The 19,002-nt window shown below is 62.0% G+C and carries 14 protein-coding genes and 1 tRNA gene; all 15 read left to right on the plus strand.

Annotated elements, in window-relative coordinates; genetic code table 11:
• Positions 1 to 160: EF-Tu C-terminal domain-related protein (locus AC1DQ3_RS34920; RefSeq protein WP_477124672.1), on the plus strand; the 160-nt coding region annotated here is incomplete at its 5' end.
• 84 nt (positions 161 to 244) lie between these two features.
• Positions 245 to 320, plus strand: a tRNA-Trp gene (locus tag AC1DQ3_RS34925).
• Positions 321 to 381: 61 nt separating this feature from the next.
• Entirely contained in the window at positions 382 to 762 is a 381-nt protein-coding gene (gene secE, locus AC1DQ3_RS34930) for a preprotein translocase subunit SecE (RefSeq protein WP_045243152.1), read from the plus strand.
• Between the two features lie 10 nt (positions 763 to 772).
• Positions 773 to 1,354 carry a transcription termination/antitermination protein NusG gene (gene nusG, locus AC1DQ3_RS34935; RefSeq protein WP_006162340.1) on the plus strand — a complete coding sequence of 194 codons (582 nt, stop codon included), beginning with the start codon at positions 773 to 775 and terminating at the stop codon, positions 1,352 to 1,354.
• Between the two features lie 181 nt (positions 1,355 to 1,535).
• Entirely contained in the window at positions 1,536 to 1,967 is a 432-nt protein-coding gene (gene rplK / locus AC1DQ3_RS34940; protein WP_006162338.1) for a 50S ribosomal protein L11, read from the plus strand.
• Positions 1,968 to 2,663, plus strand: coding sequence for a 50S ribosomal protein L1 (gene rplA / locus AC1DQ3_RS34945; protein ID WP_477124664.1), 696 nt, complete (start codon positions 1,968 to 1,970; stop codon positions 2,661 to 2,663).
• 430 nt (positions 2,664 to 3,093) lie between these two features.
• On the plus strand, positions 3,094 to 3,642 hold the full coding sequence (rplJ, locus tag AC1DQ3_RS34950) for a 50S ribosomal protein L10 (protein WP_477124665.1): 549 nt from the start codon (positions 3,094 to 3,096) through the stop codon (positions 3,640 to 3,642).
• 76 nt (positions 3,643 to 3,718) lie between these two features.
• On the plus strand, positions 3,719 to 4,090 hold the full coding sequence (rplL, locus tag AC1DQ3_RS34955; protein WP_477124666.1) for a 50S ribosomal protein L7/L12: 372 nt from the start codon (positions 3,719 to 3,721) through the stop codon (positions 4,088 to 4,090).
• A 410-nt stretch (positions 4,091 to 4,500) separates the two neighbouring features.
• The gene (gene rpoB / locus AC1DQ3_RS34960) at positions 4,501 to 8,607 is read left to right on the plus strand and encodes a DNA-directed RNA polymerase subunit beta (protein ID WP_477124667.1); all 4,107 of its coding nucleotides are present in this window, start codon (positions 4,501 to 4,503) and stop codon (positions 8,605 to 8,607) included.
• Positions 8,608 to 8,743: 136 nt separating this feature from the next.
• Positions 8,744 to 12,988, plus strand: a complete 4,245-nt coding sequence (gene rpoC / locus AC1DQ3_RS34965) for a DNA-directed RNA polymerase subunit beta' (protein ID WP_477124668.1) — start codon at positions 8,744 to 8,746, stop codon at positions 12,986 to 12,988.
• A 281-nt stretch (positions 12,989 to 13,269) separates the two neighbouring features.
• A complete protein-coding gene (gene recQ, locus AC1DQ3_RS34970) occupies positions 13,270 to 15,132 on the plus strand; it encodes a DNA helicase RecQ (protein ID WP_477124669.1) in 1,863 nt (620 codons plus the stop codon).
• Positions 15,133 to 15,494: 362 nt separating this feature from the next.
• Entirely contained in the window at positions 15,495 to 15,872 is a 378-nt protein-coding gene (rpsL, locus tag AC1DQ3_RS34975; RefSeq protein ID WP_477124670.1) for a 30S ribosomal protein S12, read from the plus strand.
• Between the two features lie 224 nt (positions 15,873 to 16,096).
• Positions 16,097 to 16,567 carry a 30S ribosomal protein S7 gene (rpsG, locus tag AC1DQ3_RS34980; RefSeq protein WP_006162329.1) on the plus strand — a complete coding sequence of 157 codons (471 nt, stop codon included), beginning with the start codon at positions 16,097 to 16,099 and terminating at the stop codon, positions 16,565 to 16,567.
• Between the two features lie 117 nt (positions 16,568 to 16,684).
• Positions 16,685 to 18,787, plus strand: a complete 2,103-nt coding sequence (gene fusA / locus AC1DQ3_RS34985) for an elongation factor G (protein ID WP_477124671.1) — start codon at positions 16,685 to 16,687, stop codon at positions 18,785 to 18,787.
• A gap of 77 nt (positions 18,788 to 18,864) precedes the next feature.
• Positions 18,865 to 19,002 (plus strand): GTP-binding protein (locus tag AC1DQ3_RS34990; RefSeq protein ID WP_477124673.1); only part of this gene is annotated, 138 nt, incomplete at its 3' end.

Here is a 19,002-nt window from a genome sequence, read left to right on the forward strand (position 1 = left end):
GAAGGACAAGAAGGACAAGGAAATGGTCATGCCGGGTGACAACGTGTCGATCACGGTCAAGCTGATTGCCCCGATCGCCATGGAAGAAGGTCTGCGTTTCGCCATCCGTGAAGGCGGTCGTACCGTCGGCGCCGGCGTCGTGGCAAAGATCCTCGACTGATAAAGTCGATCGGCGAATACGGCACCAACCGGCCGTATTCGTTGCCAGAGGGGTTGGCCTGACCGCCGACCCCGCAGTTGTTTTAGGGGTATAGCTCAACTGGCAGAGCGTCGGTCTCCAAAACCGAAGGTTGGGGGTTCGATTCCCTCTGCCCCTGCCAATTCAATCAGCCGCGTCGCGATAGAGAGTATCGTGACGCGGCTTAGTCTCGTTTGCGAAACATGGCCAATCCCAACGTCGAAACCGTCAACGCCGCCAGTGGTAAGTGGCTGCTTGGCGTCGCGGTGCTACTGGTGGTTGCCGGCGTCATCGGTTTCTATGCCCTGGCACAGCAACCCTCCTATGTGCGCGGCGCCGCCCTGTTCGGTGGCATTGCACTGGGCGTGGTGGTCGCGCTGGTCTCGGCACCTGGCAAGGACTTCATCGGTTTCTCCAAGGAATCGTATCGGGAAGTCCGCAAAGTCGTCTGGCCCACCCGCAAGGAAGCCGGGCAGATGACGGGCCTGGTGTTCGTCTTCGTCGTGATCATGGCCGTGTTCCTGTGGTCAGCGGACAAGCTCATCGAGTGGGTCATCTTTTCGCTCGTGCTGGGCTGGAAATGAAGGATAGAACATGACGGATAACGCACAACAGGAAGTCCCCGCAGCTGAATCGCCTTCGTCGAAGAAGCGCTGGTATGTGGTGCACGCTTATTCCGGCATGGAAAAGAGTGTGCAGCGCGCGCTGCAGGAGCGCATCGAGCGCGCCGAAATGCAGGACAAGTTTGGCCGCATTCTGGTCCCGTCCGAAGAGGTCGTCGAAATCAAGGGTGGACAGAAGTCTGTCACCGAGCGCCGCTTCTTCCCGGGTTACGTGCTGGTCGAGATGGAAATGACCGACGAAACCTGGCACCTGGTGAAGAACACCAGCAAGGTCACCGGTTTCGTGGGTGGTGCGCGCAATCGCCCGAGCCCGATTTCCCAGAAGGAAGTCGACAAGATCATGACCCAGATGCAGGAAGGGGTCGAGAAGCCGCGTCCCAAGACGCTGTTCGAAGTGGGCGAAATGGTTCGCGTCAAGGACGGTCCTTTCACCGACTTCAACGGCAATGTCGAGGAAGTGAACTACGAGAAATCGCGCCTGCGCGTCTCGGTCACCATCTTCGGACGCGCTACCCCGGTCGAGCTCGAGTTCGGCCAGGTCGAGAAGGTTTAAGTTTTCGCGTTTTTATGCTGGCCGCAAGGCCGGCGAAAAATGCAAGGCCAGCCCCGCAAGGGGCCGGCCACAAGAGGAGCGTGAGGCTGGCCGGGGTGGATGAACCGCCCTTGCAGCGATAGCGCGCTACGACTCAACAGGATCGCAATTCCTTCAGGAAGCGGTCCGGATTGGAGTAAATATGGCCAAGAAGATCATTGGCTTTATCAAGCTGCAAATTCCGGCTGGTAAGGCAAATCCCTCCCCGCCCGTGGGCCCCGCACTGGGTCAACGCGGTCTGAACATCATGGAGTTCTGCAAGGCGTTCAACGCGCAGACCCAAGGTATGGAACCCGGCCTGCCGGTGCCGGTGGTGATTACCGCCTTCGCCGACAAGAGCTTCACCTTCGTGATGAAGTCGCCCCCGGCGACCGTGCTGATCAAGAAGGCTGCTGGCCTGACCAAGGGTTCGGCCAAGCCGCACACCGACAAGGTTGGCAAGATCACCCGCGCCCAGGCTGAAGAAATCGCCAAGGCAAAGAACGCTGACCTGACCGCTGCCGATCTGGACGCCGCCGTGCGTACCATCGCCGGTTCGGCTCGTTCGATGGGCATCACCGTGGAGGGTCTGTAAATGGCTAAGGTTTCCAAGCGCGTCGCCGCCAACAAGGCGAAGATCGAGCGCACCAAGTTCTACCCGATCGACCAGGCCCTGGGTCTGGTGAAGGACTGCGCATCGGCCAAGTTCGACGAGTCCATCGACGTTGCCGTGCAACTGGGCATCGATGCGAAGAAGTCGGACCAGGTGGTTCGTGGTTCCGTGGTGCTGCCTGCCGGTACCGGCAAGTCGGTCCGCGTGGCTGTGTTCGCCCAAGGCGAAAAGGCTGAAGCTGCCAAGGCAGCCGGCGCCGAAATCGTTGGTATGGAAGACCTGGCTGAGCAAGTCAAGGCCGGCAACCTGAACTTCGACGTGGTCATCGCTTCGCCGGACACGATGCGTATCGTTGGTACGCTGGGTCAGATCCTGGGCCCGCGCGGCCTGATGCCGAACCCGAAGGTCGGTACGGTTACCCCCGACGTGGCCCAGGCTGTGAAGAACGCCAAGGCCGGTCAGGTGCAATACCGTGTCGACAAGGCCGGTATCATCCACGCCACCATCGGCCGCCGTTCGTTCCAGGACGCCGATCTGAAGCGCAACCTGAACGCGCTGATCGAAGCGCTGGTGAAGTCGAAGCCGGCTACCAGCAAGGGCGTGTACCTGCGCAAGATCGCTGTTTCGTCCACCATGGGCGTTGGCGTTCGCGTGGAACAGGCTTCGCTGTCGGCCTGAGGCTGGCGGCACCAGCCGGGCGGACCCGATAACGTCGCCCGGTGTAAAGAATTGGAGATCCTGGCCCAGGCCGGGATCGGCTCCTCGAGCAGGCGGAACCTAAAAGGGCGCCGCGGTTAAAGGAGCAAGGCTTTGGGCAGTGGTGTCCGCCGGCGCGCAAGCGCGAGGCGGGCACCGCTGGTTATCAAAGACCGCTGGTGGCGGGCGCGGCTGCAGTTTGGCTGCCTTGCCTTAATCGGACGGAACGTGCGCAGCATGGCCCAGGCCCTGCGGCGACGCCCCCCGCCCCACCAGCGCAGATGGCGAACCCGAGGGATTGAAGAATCCGGGCAATGACCCGGGTGATTCGGGCCAATCGGACGCCGTTCGTTTGGACTGATGTGCGTGCCCCGGACGATCCGGGGGACAAGCATCGTTTTGGAGCTTAACCGTGCCACTCAATATTGAAGATAAGAAGGCCGTCGTTGCTGAGGTTTCGGCGCAAGTCGCTAAAGCCCAGACCATCGTCGTTGCCGAATATCGCGGCATTGCGGTTGGCGATCTGACCAAGCTGCGCGCCAAGGCCCGCGAGCAAGGCGTGTACCTGCGCGTTCTGAAGAACACGCTGGCCCGCCGCGCCGTGGAAGGCACGCCGTTTGCAGCCCTCGCAGAGCAAATGACCGGTCCGCTGATCTACGGTATTTCCGAAGATGCAGTGTCGTCGGCCAAGGTTCTGAACGACTTTGCCAAGACCAACGACAAGCTGGTTCTGCGCGCAGCGTCGTACGACGGCAACGTGCTCGATGCTGCTGCCGTCAAGGCACTGGCTTCGATCCCGAGCCGTGACGAACTGATTGCTCAGCTGCTTGGCGTGATGCAGGCACCGGTGTCGGGCTTCGCCCGCCTGCTGGCCGCCCTGTCCGCCAAGAAGAGCGAAGGCGCCCCTGCCGAAGGCGAAGGCGCTGCTGCCGCCGCCGAGAGCGAAGGCGCTGCTGCTTAAGGCGTAAGCCTCACGCAGCCTGGCTCATCAAGATCGCAATACCAATACCGAATCACATTTAGCAGGAGTATTCAAAATGGCAATCAGCAAAGACGACATCCTCGAAGCCGTAGGCGCGATGTCCGTGATGGAACTGAACGACCTGGTCAAGGCGTTCGAAGAAAAGTTTGGCGTGTCCGCCGCTTCGATGGCCGTGGCTGCTGCCCCGGGCGCAGGTGCTGCTGTTGCTGAAGAGCAGACCGAGTTCAACGTTATCCTGTCGGAAATCGGCGCAAACAAGGTTGGCGTGATTAAGGCTGTTCGCGAAATCACCGGCCTGGGCCTGAAGGAAGCCAAGGATCTGGTCGACGGCGCACCGAAGGCTGTCAAGGAAGGCGTGGACAAGGCTGCTGCTGCCGAGGCCAAGAAGAAGCTGGAAGACGCCGGCGCAAAGGTCGAAGTCAAGTAAGCTGTGCTCGCGTGCCTTTTCGGCACGCGAATGGGGCTGGCAAAGGGAGATTCCCGGCGCCAGCCTTTTTGCGCTTCTGCGATGTGTGTTTTACTGTGCACTTGAAGCGCAGATAAATGGCGAAAACGATGCTTGACAGCTGGGCGCATGCCTAAGCTTCAGCAGAGGCCAAACATCAGTGGCACACTAGGTGGTTGCTGATGTTTGTCTTCTGAACCGACTGCAGAAGACAAGTTTGGTCGGGTGTCCCCCGGGCCGGAATGACGCATTGCGTCGTTTCTGCCGGCTCGCAGCGTGCGGACACCGTCAGCCAGAGGTTGGTAGCGGCCAACCGCCAAATCCCCTCCCAGTCGCTGAACACCTCAGGTGCTGCGCCGGTCCAGCCAGCCCTGCGATGATTCGGAGATCCCATGGCGTACAGCTTCACCGAAAAGAAGCGCATTCGCAAAAGTTTTGCGAAGCGCGCGACGGTTCATCAGGTTCCTTTCCTGCTTGCCACCCAGATTGAATCCTACGCTCAGTTTCTGCAAGAGGGTACGCCACCCTCGCGTCGCAAAACAGAGGGCCTGCAAGCGGCTTTCAGTGCAATCTTCCCGATTGTGTCGCACAACGGGCTCGCCCGTATGGAGTTCGTCTCCTACCACCTCTCCAACCCGCCGTTCGATGTCAAGGAATGTCAACAGCGTGGCCTGACCTTCCACTCGGCGCTGCGTGCCAAGGTGCGCCTGATCATCAACGATCGGGAAAATCCGGGCAAGGTCAAGGAAGTGAAGGAACAGGAAGTCTACATGGGCGAAATTCCGCTCATGACGTCGACCGGTTCGTTCGTGATCAACGGTACCGAGCGTGTGATCGTCTCGCAGCTCCACCGTTCGCCTGGCGTGTTCTTCGAGCACGACAAGGGCAAGACCCACAGCTCGGGCAAGCTGCTCTTCTCGGCACGTATCATTCCTTACCGCGGTTCGTGGCTCGATTTCGAGTTCGACCCGAAGGATATCCTGTACTTCCGCGTCGACCGCCGCCGCAAGATGCCGGTGACGATCCTGCTGAAGTCGATCGGCCTGACGCCCGAGCAGATCCTCGCGCACTTCTTCGTGTTCGACAAYTTCACGCTGCAGTCGGAAGGCGCGCAGMTGGAATTCGTGCCCGAGCGCCTGCGYGGCGAAGTCGCGCGCTTCGACATCGCCGACAAGGACGGCCGTGTCGTGGTGGAGAAGGACAAGCGGATCAACGCCAAGCACATCCGTGACCTGGATTCCGCCGGCACCAAGCTGATCAGCGTGCCGGAAGACTATCTGCTCGGCCGCGTGCTGGCGAAGAATATCATCGACCCGGATACCGGCGAAGTGATTGCCAACGCCAACGACGAGCTGACCGAAACCGTGCTGGAGAACCTGCGCGAAGCCGGCGTCAAGCAGATCCAGACCCTGTACACCAACGATCTGGACCAGGGTCCGTACATGTCGCAGACCCTGCGCGTGGACGATACCGCCGACCAGACCGCTGCGCGTATCGCCATCTACCGCATGATGCGTCCCGGCGAACCGCCGACCGAAGACGCGGTGGAGGCACTGTTCCAGCGCCTGTTCTACAGCGAAGAGTCGTACGACCTGTCGCGCGTTGGCCGCATGAAGGTCAACAGCCGCCTGGGCCGCCCGAGCGGCGAAGGCAGCATGGTGCTGCAGGACGAGGACATCCTCGAGACCATCAAGATCCTGGTCAACCTGCGCAACGGCAAGGGCGAGGTCGATGACATCGATCACCTGGGCAATCGTCGCGTGCGTTGCGTCGGCGAACTGGCCGAAAACCAGTTCCGCGCCGGCCTGTCGCGCGTGGAGCGCGCCGTCAAGGAACGTCTGGGCCAGGCCGAGACCGAAAACCTGATGCCGCACGACCTGATCAACTCGAAGCCGATTTCCTCGGCCATCCGCGAGTTCTTCGGTTCGTCGCAGCTGTCGCAGTTCATGGACCAGACCAACCCGCTGTCCGAGATCACGCACAAACGCCGCGTCTCCGCACTGGGCCCGGGCGGTCTTACCCGCGAACGCGCAGGTTTTGAAGTCCGCGACGTGCACCCGACCCACTACGGCCGCGTGTGCCCGATCGAAACGCCGGAAGGTCCGAACATTGGTCTGATCAACTCGCTGGCACTGTACGCACGCCTGAACGAATACGGCTTCCTCGAGACGCCGTACCGCAAGGTGGTCGACAGCAAGCTGACCGACCAGGTCGACTACCTGTCCGCCATTGAAGAAGGCAAGTACGTGGTGGCGCAGGCCAACGCGACCGTCGACGCCGAGGGCACCCTGATCGACGAACTGGTGTCGTCGCGCGAAGGCAGCGAGCGTGAAACCCGTATGGTCACGCCGGACCGCGTCCAGTACATCGACGTGGCGCCTTCGCAGATCGTGTCCGCGGCGGCATCGCTGGTGCCGTTCCTCGAGCACGACGATGCGAACCGTGCACTGATGGGCGCCAACATGCAGCGTCAGGCCGTGCCTTGCCTGCGTCCGGACAAGCCGCTGGTGGGTACCGGCATCGAGCGTACCGTTGCGGTCGACTCGGGTACCGCCGTGCAGGCCACCCGTGGCGGCGTGGTGGACTACGTCGATGCGATGCGTATCGTGATCCGTGTGAACGACGATGAAGCCGTTGCAGGCGAAGTCGGCGTGGACATCTACAACCTGATCAAGTACACGCGCTCGAACCAGAACACCAATATCAACCAGCGCCCGATGGTCAAGGTTGGCGATTTCGTCGCCCGCGGCGACGTGATCGCCGACGGCGCCTCGACCGACCTGGGCGAGCTCGCGCTCGGCCAGAACATGCTGGTGGCGTTCATGCCGTGGAACGGCTACAACTTCGAAGATTCGATCCTGATCTCCGAGCGCGTGGTTGCCGAGGACCGCTACACCTCGATCCACATCGAGGAACTGTCGGTCGTCGCCCGTGACACCAAGCTGGGACCGGAAGAAATCACCCGCGACATCTCGAACCTCGCCGAAGCGCAACTGGCGCGTCTGGACGAGTCCGGCATCACCTACATCGGTGCCGAAGTGGAAGCCGGCGACGTGCTGGTCGGCAAGGTCACGCCCAAGGGCGAGACCCAGCTGACCCCGGAAGAGAAGCTGCTGCGCGCGATCTTCGGCGAGAAGGCTTCGGACGTGAAGGACACCTCGCTGCGCGTGCCCTCGGGCATGAGCGGCATCGTGATCGACGTCCAGGTCTTCACCCGCGAAGGCGTGACCCGCGACAAGCGTGCCCAGTCCATCATCGACGATGAACTCAAGCGCTACCGCCTGGACCTGAACGACCAGCTGCGTATCGTGGAAGGCGATGCCTTCCAGCGTCTGGAACGCCTGCTGCTCGACAAGACCGTCAACGGCGGTCCGAAGAAGCTGGCCAAGGGTGCCAAGCTGACGCGCGAGTACCTGGCCGACCTGGACAAGTACCACTGGTTCGACATCCGCCCGGCCGACGAGGAAGTGGCTGCCCAGCTGGAAGCCGTCAAGGAAGCCATCGAGCAGAAGCGTCACGAGTTCGACCTGGCCTTCGAAGAGAAGCGCAAGAAGCTCACGCAGGGCGACGAACTGCCGCCGGGCGTGATCAAGATGGTCAAGGTGTACCTGGCCGTCAAGCGCCGCCTGCAGCCTGGCGACAAGATGGCGGGCCGTCACGGTAACAAGGGCGTGGTGTCGAAGATCGTCCCGATCGAAGACATGCCCTACATGGCCGACGGCACCCCTGCCGACATCGTGCTGAACCCGCTGGGCGTGCCGTCGCGGATGAACGTGGGCCAGATTCTGGAAACCCACCTGGGCTGGGCCGCGCGCGGTCTGGGCCAGCGTATCGGCTCCATGCTCAAGGCACAGGCGAAGGCGCAGGAACTGCGTCCGTTGCTCGCTCAGATCTACAACGAGAGCGGCAAGCCGGAAGACCTCGACAGCCTGTCCGACGCCGAAGTGCTGGAACTGGCCAGCAACCTGAAGAAGGGTGTGCCGTTCGCCACACCGGTGTTCGACGGTGCGCATGAAGACGAAATCCGTCGCATGCTGGACCTGGCTTACCCGGAAGAGATCGCCAGGGACATGGGCCTGACCGCTTCCAAGCAACAGGTCACGTTGCACGACGGCCGTACCGGCGAAGCGTTCGAGCGTCCGGTGACGCTTGGCGTGATGCACATGCTGAAGCTGCACCACTTGGTCGACGACAAGATGCACGCCCGTTCGACCGGCCCGTACTCGCTGGTGACCCAGCAGCCGCTGGGTGGTAAGGCGCAGTTCGGTGGCCAGCGTTTCGGTGAAATGGAAGTGTGGGCGCTGGAAGCTTATGGCGCCTCCTACGTGTTGCAGGAAATGCTGACGGTCAAGTCCGATGACGTGAACGGCCGGACCAAGGTCTACGAGAACATCGTCAAGGGCGAGCACTCGATCGATGCCGGCATGCCGGAGTCGTTCAACGTGCTGGTGAAGGAAATCCGTTCGCTGGGTATCGACATCGACCTCGATCGCTACTGATCGGGATCGAGATTGCGCGGGGGGCCGGCAATAGCCAATGGCCCGCCTCCCGCCGAATGCCCGCTACGGTTTTCCCACAGGATGAATGCCGCGGGCCCGACATGATGTCGGGCTGGCGGCGAAACAAGGAGTTGCAATGAAAGCATTGCTCGATCTCTTTAAGCAGGTTCAGCAGGAAGAGCAGTTCGACGCGATCAAGATCGGCCTGGCATCGCCGGAGAAGATTCGCTCGTGGTCGTACGGTGAAGTGAAGAAGCCGGAAACCATTAACTACCGGACCTTCAAGCCCGAGCGCGATGGCCTGTTCTGCGCCAAGATCTTTGGCCCGATCAAGGACTACGAGTGCCTGTGCGGCAAGTACAAGCGCCTGAAGCACCGCGGCGTGATCTGCGAGAAGTGCGGCGTTGAAGTGACGCTGGCCAAGGTGCGCCGTGAGCGCATGGGCCACATCGAACTGGCCGCGCCGACCGCGCATATCTGGTTCCTGAAGTCGCTGCCGTCGCGCCTGGGCATGGTGCTCGACATGACGCTGCGCGATATCGAACGCGTCCTGTACTTCGAAGCATTCGTGGTGCTCGAACCCGGCATGACCCCGCTCAAGAAGAGCCAGATCATGTCCGAGGACGACTACATCGCCAAATGCGAAGAGTACGGCGAAGGCGAATTCGTGGCCATGATGGGTGCCGAGGGCATCCGTGAGCTGCTGCGCGGCATCGACATCGAGAAGCAGATCGAAACGATCCGCGCCGAGCTGCAGACCACCGGCTCCGAAGCCAAGATCAAGAAGTTCGCCAAGCGCCTGAAGGTGCTCGAGGCGTTCCAGCGCTCGGGCATCAAGCCGGAGTGGATGATCCTGGAAGTGCTGCCGGTGCTGCCGCCCGAACTGCGTCCGCTGGTTCCGCTGGATGGCGGCCGTTTCGCCACCTCGGACCTGAACGACCTGTATCGCCGCGTCATCAACCGTAACAACCGCCTGAAGCGCCTGCTCGAACTGAAGGCGCCTGAAATCATCGTGCGCAACGAAAAGCGCATGCTGCAGGAAGCGGTTGACTCGCTGCTGGACAACGGTCGCCGCGGCAAGGCCATGACGGGTGCCAACAAGCGCCCGCTGAAGTCGCTGGCCGAAATGATCAAGGGCAAGGGCGGCCGTTTCCGTCAGAACCTGCTGGGCAAGCGCGTCGACTACTCCGGCCGTTCGGTCATCGTGGTGGGCCCGACCCTCAAGCTGCACCAGTGCGGCCTGCCCAAGCTGATGGCGCTCGAGCTGTTCAAGCCTTTCATCTTCCACAAGCTGGAAACGATGGGCATCGCCACCACGATCAAGGCGGCGAAGAAGGAAGTGGAAAGCCAGACCGCGGTGGTGTGGGACATCCTCGAAGAGGTGATCCGCGAGCATCCGGTCATGCTGAACCGCGCGCCGACGCTGCACCGCCTGGGTATCCAGGCGTTCGAGCCGGTGCTGATCGAAGGCAAGGCCATCCAGCTGCATCCGCTGGTCTGCGCGGCGTTCAACGCCGACTTCGACGGTGACCAGATGGCTGTTCACGTCCCGCTGTCGCTGGAAGCGCAGATGGAAGCCCGCACGCTGATGCTGGCCTCCAACAATGTGCTGTTCCCGGCCAACGGCGACCCGTCGATCGTCCCGTCGCAAGACGTGGTGCTGGGTCTGTACTACACGACCCGCGACAAGATCAACGGCAAGGGCGAAGGCCTGACCTTTGCCGATATCAGCGAAGTGCTGCGCGCCTACGAGAACAAGGAAGTCGAACTGGCTTCCCGCGTGAACGTGCGTATCACCGAGTATGAACTGGTCGACAAGGACGCCGTGGGCGATGCCCGCTTCGCGCCCAAGATCACGCTGCAGGCCACTACGGTCGGCCGCGCGATCCTGTCCGAGATCCTGCCGAAGGGCCTGCCTTTCTCGGTGCTGAACAAGCCGCTGAAGAAGAAGGAAATCTCGCGCCTGATCAACACCGCGTTCCGCAAGTGCGGCCTGCGCGAGACCGTGATCTTTGCCGACAAGCTGCTGCAGTCGGGCTTCCGCCTGGCCACGCGCGCCGGTATCTCGATCGCCATCGACGACATGCTGGTGCCGCCGCAAAAGGAAAAGATCATTTCCGACGCGGCTGCCAAGGTCAAGGAATACGACAAGCAGTACATGTCGGGTCTGGTGACCGACCAGGAACGCTACAACAACGTCGTGGACATCTGGGGCGCCGCCGGCGACCAGGTGGGCAAGGCGATGATGGAGCAGCTCCAGCACGAAGACGTGGTCGACCGCGACGGCAACACCGTCAAGCAAGACTCGTTCAACTCGATCTACATGATGGCCGACTCGGGTGCGCGCGGTTCCGCTGCGCAGATCCGTCAGCTGGCCGGCATGCGTGGCCTGATGGCCAAGCCGGATGGCTCGATCATTGAAACGCCGATTACGGCGAACTTCCGTGAAGGCCTGAACGTTCTGCAGTACTTCATCTCCACCCACGGCGCGCGTAAGGGCCTGGCGGATACGGCACTGAAAACCGCGAATTCGGGTTACCTGACCCGTCGTCTGGTCGACGTGACGCAGGATCTGGTGGTGGTGGAAGACGATTGCGGCACGACCAACGGCGTGGCCATGAAGGCCCTGGTCGAAGGCGGTGAAGTGATCGAAGCCCTGCGCGACCGGATTCTCGGCCGTGTGACCGTGTCCGACGTGGTGAACCCTGAAACCCAGGAAACCGCGATCGAGGCCGGCACCCTGCTGGACGAAGACCTGGTCGACATGATCGACGCCATCGGCGTGGACGAAGTCAAGGTGCGCACCCCGCTGTCGTGCGACACGCGCTACGGCCTGTGCGGCATGTGCTATGGCCGCGACCTCGGCCGTGGCGTGCTGGTGAACTCCGGCGAAGCGGTTGGCGTGATCGCCGCCCAGTCGATTGGCGAGCCGGGCACCCAGCTGACCATGCGTACGTTCCACATCGGTGGCGCGGCATCGCGTTCGGCGGTGGCATCCAGTGTGGAAGCGAAGGCAACCGGTACCGTGCGTTTTACGGTGACCATGCGTTACGTCACCAATGCGAAGGGCGAGCTGATCGTCATCTCGCGTTCGGGCGAAGCGCTGATCACCGACGACCACGGCCGCGAGCGCGAGCGCCACAAGATCCCGTACGGCGCCACGCTGCTGGTGCAGGACGGCCAGGCCATCAAGGCTGGTACGCAGCTGGCCACGTGGGACGCGCTGACGCGCCCGATCGTGTCGGAGTACACCGGCACGACCAAGTTCGAGAACGTCGAAGAAGGCGTGACCGTCGCCAAGCAGATGGACGAGGTCACCGGCCTGTCGACCCTCGTGGTGATCGATGCCAAGCGCCGTACGGCTGCCACCAAGGGCCTGCGCCCGCAGGTGAAGCTGCTCGACGCCAACGGCCAGGAAGTGAAGATCCCGGGCACGGACCACTCCGTGACCATCGGCTTCCAGGTCGGCGCGCTGATTACCGTGAAGGACGGCCAGCAGGTGCACGTGGGTGAAGTGCTCGCGCGTATCCCGACCGAATCGCAAAAGACCCGCGACATTACCGGGGGTCTGCCGCGTGTGGCCGAGCTGTTCGAAGCACGTTCGCCGAAGGACGCCGCCGTGCTGGCGGAAGTCACCGGCACCACGTCGTTCGGCAAGGACACCAAGGGCAAGCAGCGCCTCGTGATTACGGACCTGGACGGCAACGCCCACGAGTTCCTGATCACCAAGGAAAAGCAAGTCCTGGTGCACGATGGCCAGGTGGTGAACAAGGGCGAGATGATCGTGGAAGGTCCGGCGGACCCGCACGACATCCTGCGCCTGAAGGGCATCGAGGAACTGGCGCACTACATCGTCGACGAAGTGCAGGACGTGTACCGTCTGCAGGGCGTGAAGATCAACGACAAGCACATCGAAGTGATCGTGCGCCAGATGCTGCGCCGCGTGCAGATCGCGGATGTGGGCGACACCAAGTTCATCCCGGGTGAACAGGTGGAGCGTTCGGAACTGCTCGACGAGAACGATCGCGTGATCGCCGAAGGCAAGCGTCCGGCCACGTACGAAAACCTGCTGCTCGGTATCACCAAGGCGTCGCTGTCCACTGACAGCTTCATCTCGGCGGCATCGTTCCAGGAAACCACCCGCGTGCTGACCGAAGCCGCGATCATGGGCAAGACCGACGACCTGCGTGGTCTGAAGGAAAACGTGATCGTTGGCCGACTGATCCCCGCTGGTACCGGTCTGGCCTACCACCGCGCCCGCAAGGCGCGCGAGGCGGCCGAGCGCGAACGCGCCCAGGCGATCTCCGACGAAGAGCAGTCGCTCTTCATCGAGCCGCCGGTGGTGCCGGCGACGACCGAAGGCGAGGGCGACGCGGTCTAAGACTGCCACCCTGAACCTGTAGCAAGCTGCAAAAAAATACCCGGCCCTGGTGGCCGGGTATTTTTTTGCCTGTCGTTATATCCAGGATGTTATTTCGTTCCGTCTCGCTATGAGTCTTCTATTCGTTGTATGCATTTTTTCAGTAAAGCGGCCGGCAATCCACCATGCGCTCCCGGACGAAAGATTTCCGGGAACATTCGTCACAGCCCGAAGCAGTTAGCCGCCCCCTTGGTGGTATGGTTACGCCTTTCGCGGTCCCACCCCTTTTTTAAGCTGTAGATATGTCGCGCGCCCTGGCGATTCTCAAGGATGTTTTCGGCTACCACGCCTTCCGCGGCCGGCAGGCGGAGATCATCGACCACGTGGCGGACGGTGGCGATTGCCTGGTGCTGATGCCCACCGGCGGCGGCAAGTCGCTGTGCTACCAGATTCCCGCGCTGATGCGGCAGCGGGCGGGGCAGGGGGTCGGCATCGTGGTGTCGCCGCTGATCGCCCTGATGCAGGACCAGGTCGCTGCACTGTCCGAGGCCGGCGTGCGCGCGGCCGTGCTGAACTCAACGCTTAGCGGGGCGGAGGCTTCCGCAGTGGAGCGCGACCTGCTCGCCGGCCGGCTCGAAATCCTCTATGTGGCGCCCGAGCGGCTGATGACGCCGCGCTTCCAGGACCTGCTGGAGCGTACCCGTATCGGCGTATTCGCCATCGACGAGGCGCACTGCGTGTCGCAGTGGGGGCATGATTTCCGCCCCGAGTACATCCAGCTCTCGGTGCTGCACGAGCGTTTTCCGTATGTGCCGCGCATCGCGCTGACGGCCACCGCGGATTCGGTCACCCGCGAGGAAATCGTCGAGCGCCTGGCGTTGCACGATGCGCGCGTCTTCATCTCCAGCTTCGACCGGCCGAATATCCGCTATCGCATCGTCGAAAAGGACAATGCACGCCAGCAGTTGCTGGCCTTTATCAGGGCCGAGCACCTGGCCGCCGACGGCGCCCACGACAGCGGCATCGTCTACTGCCTGTCGCGCAAGAAGGTGGAAGACACCGCCAGCTACCTGAGCGGCCAGGGCCTCAACGCACTGGCGTACCACGCCGGCATGGATGCGGGCGTGCGCCAGCACCACCAGGCCCGCTTCCGCGAGGAAGAAGGCGTGATCATGGTAGCCACCATCGCCTTCGGCATGGGCATCGACAAGCCCGACGTGCGCTTCGTTGCCCACCTGGACCTGCCCAAGAGCATGGAAGGCTATTACCAGGAAACCGGCCGCGCCGGCCGCGATGGCTTGCCGGCCAATGCCTGGATGGCCTATGGCCTCGGTGACGTGGTCCAGCAAAAACGCATGATCGACGAGTCAGAAGCGGACGAGGCCCACAAGCGCGTCTCGTCCGCCAAGCTCGATGCCCTGCTTGGGCTGTGCGAGACCGCCGGGTGCCGGCGCGTTCGCATCCTGGGATATTTCGACGAGGCCAGCGCGCCTTGCGGCAATTGCGACACCTGCCTTGAGCCGCCCGCGACGTGGGACGGCACGCGCGAGGCGCAGATGGCGCTGTCCTGCGTCTACCGCACGGCGCAGGCCAGCCGGATCCATTTCGGCGCCACCCACATGATCGATGTGTTGCGTGGCAATGCTTCGGAAAAGATCCGGCAATGGGGGCACGACAAGGTGTCCACCTTCGGTATCGGTGCGGACCGCACGGTATCCGAGTGGCATGCCATCTTCCGCCAGCTGATCGCCCACGGGCTGCTGACGATCGACCATGGCGGCCATGGCGCCCTGCTGCTTGGCGAGTCCGCCCGTGCCGTGCTCAAGGGCGACATGCAGATTACGCTGCGCCGCCAGGCCAGCAAGCCATCCAAGAGCGGTGAACGGGCCGCGCGCGGCACGGGCACCCGCACCGACCATACCGCCGGCATGGATGCGCAAGCGCTGGCCAACTGGGAAGCGCTGCGCAAGTGGCGCACCGAGACGGCACGTGAGCACGGTGTGCCGGCCTATGTGATCTTCCATGACGCCACACTGGCAGAACTGGCGCGCAACGCGCCGGATTCGATGACGGTGATGGCGGAGATACCAGGTATCGGTGCGGCCAAGCTGGAGCGCTACGGTGACGCCATCCTGAAGACGCTGGGCGCCGTGGAGGATATTTGAGGCGCGGCCGCACCAGACGGGCAGACGGGCAAGCGCGCAACTGTTGGAAGCTGCTTGACCGTTTACGTCTCTGCTGCTAGCATGGCAGATTCGAGTTTTTGGCTTTGGATTTCGCTCGCCTGTCAGATTTGTGCACTTCGGTTCGCAATCGACAAGCCCGCCAAGGGGATCGTGTGATGCTCTGGTGGTGTGGTCGCAGCGGGATCCCAGGCGAGCTCGCGTTCTTTGGCCAGTCTGTTCCTCCACAGGTCCGTCTCAAGAGCGCTCGCTCACTTTTCCCGCCCAAAACCCGTCGTTGCCTCTTCGGCCCATTGCTTGTGGCCCCAGGGGTGTTTTTCCGTAAAACCAAGCTGGATTGAACAATGCCAACTATCAACCAACTGGTTCGCAAGCCGCGCGTCTCTGAAGTCATCAAGAGCAAGAGCCCGGCGCTTGAGAACTGCCCCCAGCGTCGCGGCGTGTGCACCCGTGTGTACACCACGACGCCGAAGAAGCCGAACTCGGCACTGCGCAAGGTTGCCAAGGTGCGCCTGACCAACGGTTTCGAGGTCATCTCGTACATCGGCGGTGAAGGCCACAACCTGCAGGAGCACTCGGTTGTGCTGATCCGCGGCGGCCGTGTGAAGGACTTGCCGGGTGTGCGTTACCACATCGTCCGTGGCTCGCTGGACTTGCAAGGCGTGAAGGATCGTCGCCAGTCGCGTTCGAAGTACGGCGCGAAGCGTCCGAAGGCTGCCTAAGGCTTACGCCAGGCAAGCTGGGCACAAAGCCCAAAGCAACAAACGATGGCCTGTGGCGGTTGCGTCACGGTGCTGTCACCAGGCGGCGGTAAAACGGAGCGTACATGCGCCGTGCCGTCGAGTAAGTGGTCACCCGGCGAATTTGCCTGAATGGAAGGCAAGCTAGTTGGTGGCCGGAGAGCGGGAATATTGCCGCGCTCTCAACTGAATCTAAAGGAAAGAAGATGCCACGTCGTCGTGAAGTCCCCAAGCGGGATATCCTGCCCGATCCGAAGTTCGGTAACGTTGAAGTTGCCAAGTTCATGAACGTCCTGATGCTGGACGGCAAGAAGTCGGTTGCCGAACGTATCGTTTATGGCGCGTTCGACCAGATCGAAAAGAAGGCAGGCAAGGCCCCGGTAGAAGTGTTCTCCGTTGCGATCAACAACGTGAAGCCGGTGGTTGAAGTGAAGAGCCGTCGCGTGGGCGGCGCCAACTATCAGGTTCCGGTCGAAGTCCGTCCGTCGCGTCGTTTGGCATTGGCGATGCGTTGGCTGCGCGAGGCCGCGAAAAAACGCAGCGAGAAGTCGATGGCGCTGCGCCTGGCAGGTGAGCTGCTGGAAGCATCGGAAGGCCGCGGCGGCGCGATGAAGAAGCGCGACGAAGTGCACCGCATGGCCGAAGCCAACAAGGCGTTCTCGCACTTCCGCTTCTAAAGCGCGCGAGTTACGCGGTTGGTTGCCGGGCGGGCTGTGTTATGACACGCTCGCCCGTTTGTGTTACGGGCGTTGGCAATGAGATGCCGGCGTCTCACGGACGAATAGAGGATTAAAGTGGCTCGTAAGACTCCCATTGAGCGCTACCGTAATATCGGTATCTCGGCTCACATTGACGCGGGTAAAACCACCACGACCGAGCGGATCCTGTTCTACACCGGTGTGAACCACAAGATCGGTGAAGTGCATGATGGCGCCGCCACGATGGACTGGATGGAGCAGGAACAGGAGCGTGGCATCACCATCACCTCCGCTGCCACCACCGCCTTCTGGAAGGGCATGGCCGGCAACTACCCGGAACACCGCATCAACATCATCGACACCCCGGGCCACGTGGACTTCACCATTGAGGTGGAGCGCTCCATGCGCGTGCTGGACGGCGCCTGCATGGTCTACTGTGCAGTGGGTGGCGTGCAGCCCCAGTCGGAAACCGTCTGGCGCCAGGCCAACAAGTACGGCGTGCCGCGTCTGGCCTTCGTCAACAAGATGGACCGTACCGGCGCGAACTTCTTCAAGGTCTACGACCAGCTGAAGACCCGCCTGAAGGCAAGCCCGGTTCCCGTCGTGGTGCCGATCGGCGCCGAAGACACCTTCACGGGTGTGGTCGACCTCATCAAGATGAAAGCGATCATCTGGGACGAGGCCAGCCAGGGCACCAAGTTCGACTACGTGGACATCCCGGCTGAACTGGCCGACACGTGCAACGAATGGCGCGAGAAGATGGTCGAGGCAGCTGCCGAGTCGAACGAAGACCTGATGAACAAGTATCTGGAAGAGGGCGAACTGTCCGAAGCCGAGATCATCAAGGGTCTGCGCGACCGTACCATCGCCTGCGAAATCCAGCCGATGCTGTGCGGCACCGCGTTCAAGAACAAGGGTGTGCAGCGTATGCTGGACGCCGTGATCGATTTCCTGCCGTCGCCGGTCGACATTCCGCCGGTCACCGGCGTGGACGACGACGACAAGGAAACGTCGCGCCGTGCCGCGGATGACGAAAAGTTCTCCGCGCTGGCGTTCAAGATCATGACCGACCCGTTCGTCGGCCAGCTGATCTTCTTCCGCGTCTACTCGGGCAAGGTCAATTCGGGCGACACCATCTACAACCCGGTCAAGAGCAAGAAGGAACGCCTGGGCCGGATTCTGCAGATGCACGCCAACCAGCGCGAAGAAATCAAGGAAGTGCTGGCAGGCGACATCGCCGCGGCGGTTGGCCTGAAAGAAGCCACCACCGGCGACACGCTGTGCGATCCGGACCACATCATCATCCTGGAACGCATGGTGTTCCCGGAGCCGGTGATTTCGCAGGCTGTCGAGCCGAAGACCAAGGCTGACCAGGAAAAGATGGGCATCGCCCTGAATCGCCTGGCACAGGAAGATCCGTCGTTCCGCGTCAAGACCGACGAAGAATCCGGCCAGACCATCATTTCGGGCATGGGCGAGCTCCACCTGGAAATTCTGGTCGACCGCATGAAGCGCGAATTTGGCGTGGAAGCCACCGTGGGCAAGCCCCAGGTTGCCTACCGCGAAACCATCCGCAAGGTCTGCGAAGAAGTCGAAGGCAAGTTCGTCAAGCAGTCGGGCGGCCGTGGCCAGTACGGTCACGTGGTGCTCAAGCTCGAGCCGCAGGAACCGGGCAAGGGCTACGAATTCGTCGACGCAATCAAGGGCGGCGTCGTGCCGCGCGAGTACATCCCCGCGGTGGACAAGGGCATTCTGGAAACCCTGAACGCCGGCGTTCTGGCAGGCTTCCCGGTGGTCGACATCAAGGTCACGCTGTTCTTCGGTTCGTACCACGATGTGGACTCGAACGAAAACGCGTTCAAGATGGCCGGCTCCATGGGCTTCAAGGAAGGCATGCGCCGCGCCAGCCCGGTGCTGCTCGAGCCGATGATGGCCGTGGAAGTCGAAACGCCGGAAGACTTCATGGGTAACGTGATGGGCGACCTGTCGTCGCGTCGCGGCATTATCCAGGGCATGGACGACATGGTCGGTGGCGGCAAGATCCTGCGCGCGGAAGTTCCGCTGGCAGAGATGTTCGGCTACTCGACGTCGCTGCGTTCGGCCACGCAAGGCCGCGCTACGTACACGATGGAGTTCAAGCACTACGCTGAAGCTCCGAAGAACGTAGCTGACGCCGTGATCACGGCTCGCGGCAAGTAAGTAAGAAATCCGCCGCCGCGCGTTGTGCGCGGCGGCACCATGAACACGACATACTGGTTTCGATTAGGAGCTGAAAAATGGCAAAGGAAAAGTTCGAGCGGACTAAGCCGCACGTGAACGTTGGCACGATTGGTCACGTTGACCATGGCAAGACCACGCTGACGGCCGCGATTGCTACGGTGCTGGCAGCCAAGTTTGGCGGCTCGGCCAAGAAG

Source organism: Cupriavidus sp. 01T418 (genome assembly GCF_056398885.1).

Excerpts from the sequence above, each read along its gene's own strand:
- rplL (WP_477124666.1), top strand. The coding sequence starts at position 3,719 with ATGGCAATCAGCAAAGACGACATCCTCGAAGCCGTAGGCGCGATGTCC.
- nusG (WP_006162340.1), top strand. The coding sequence starts at position 773 with ATGACGGATAACGCACAACAGGAAGTCCCCGCAGCTGAATCGCCTTCG.
- rpsG (WP_006162329.1), top strand. The coding sequence starts at position 16,097 with ATGCCACGTCGTCGTGAAGTCCCCAAGCGGGATATCCTGCCCGATCCG.
- rplK (WP_006162338.1), top strand. The coding sequence starts at position 1,536 with ATGGCCAAGAAGATCATTGGCTTTATCAAGCTGCAAATTCCGGCTGGT.
- recQ (WP_477124669.1), top strand. The coding sequence starts at position 13,270 with ATGTCGCGCGCCCTGGCGATTCTCAAGGATGTTTTCGGCTACCACGCC.
- rplA (WP_477124664.1), top strand. The coding sequence starts at position 1,968 with ATGGCTAAGGTTTCCAAGCGCGTCGCCGCCAACAAGGCGAAGATCGAG.
- secE (WP_045243152.1), top strand. The coding sequence starts at position 382 with ATGGCCAATCCCAACGTCGAAACCGTCAACGCCGCCAGTGGTAAGTGG.
- rpoC (WP_477124668.1), top strand. The coding sequence starts at position 8,744 with ATGAAAGCATTGCTCGATCTCTTTAAGCAGGTTCAGCAGGAAGAGCAG.
- rpsL (WP_477124670.1), top strand. The coding sequence starts at position 15,495 with ATGCCAACTATCAACCAACTGGTTCGCAAGCCGCGCGTCTCTGAAGTC.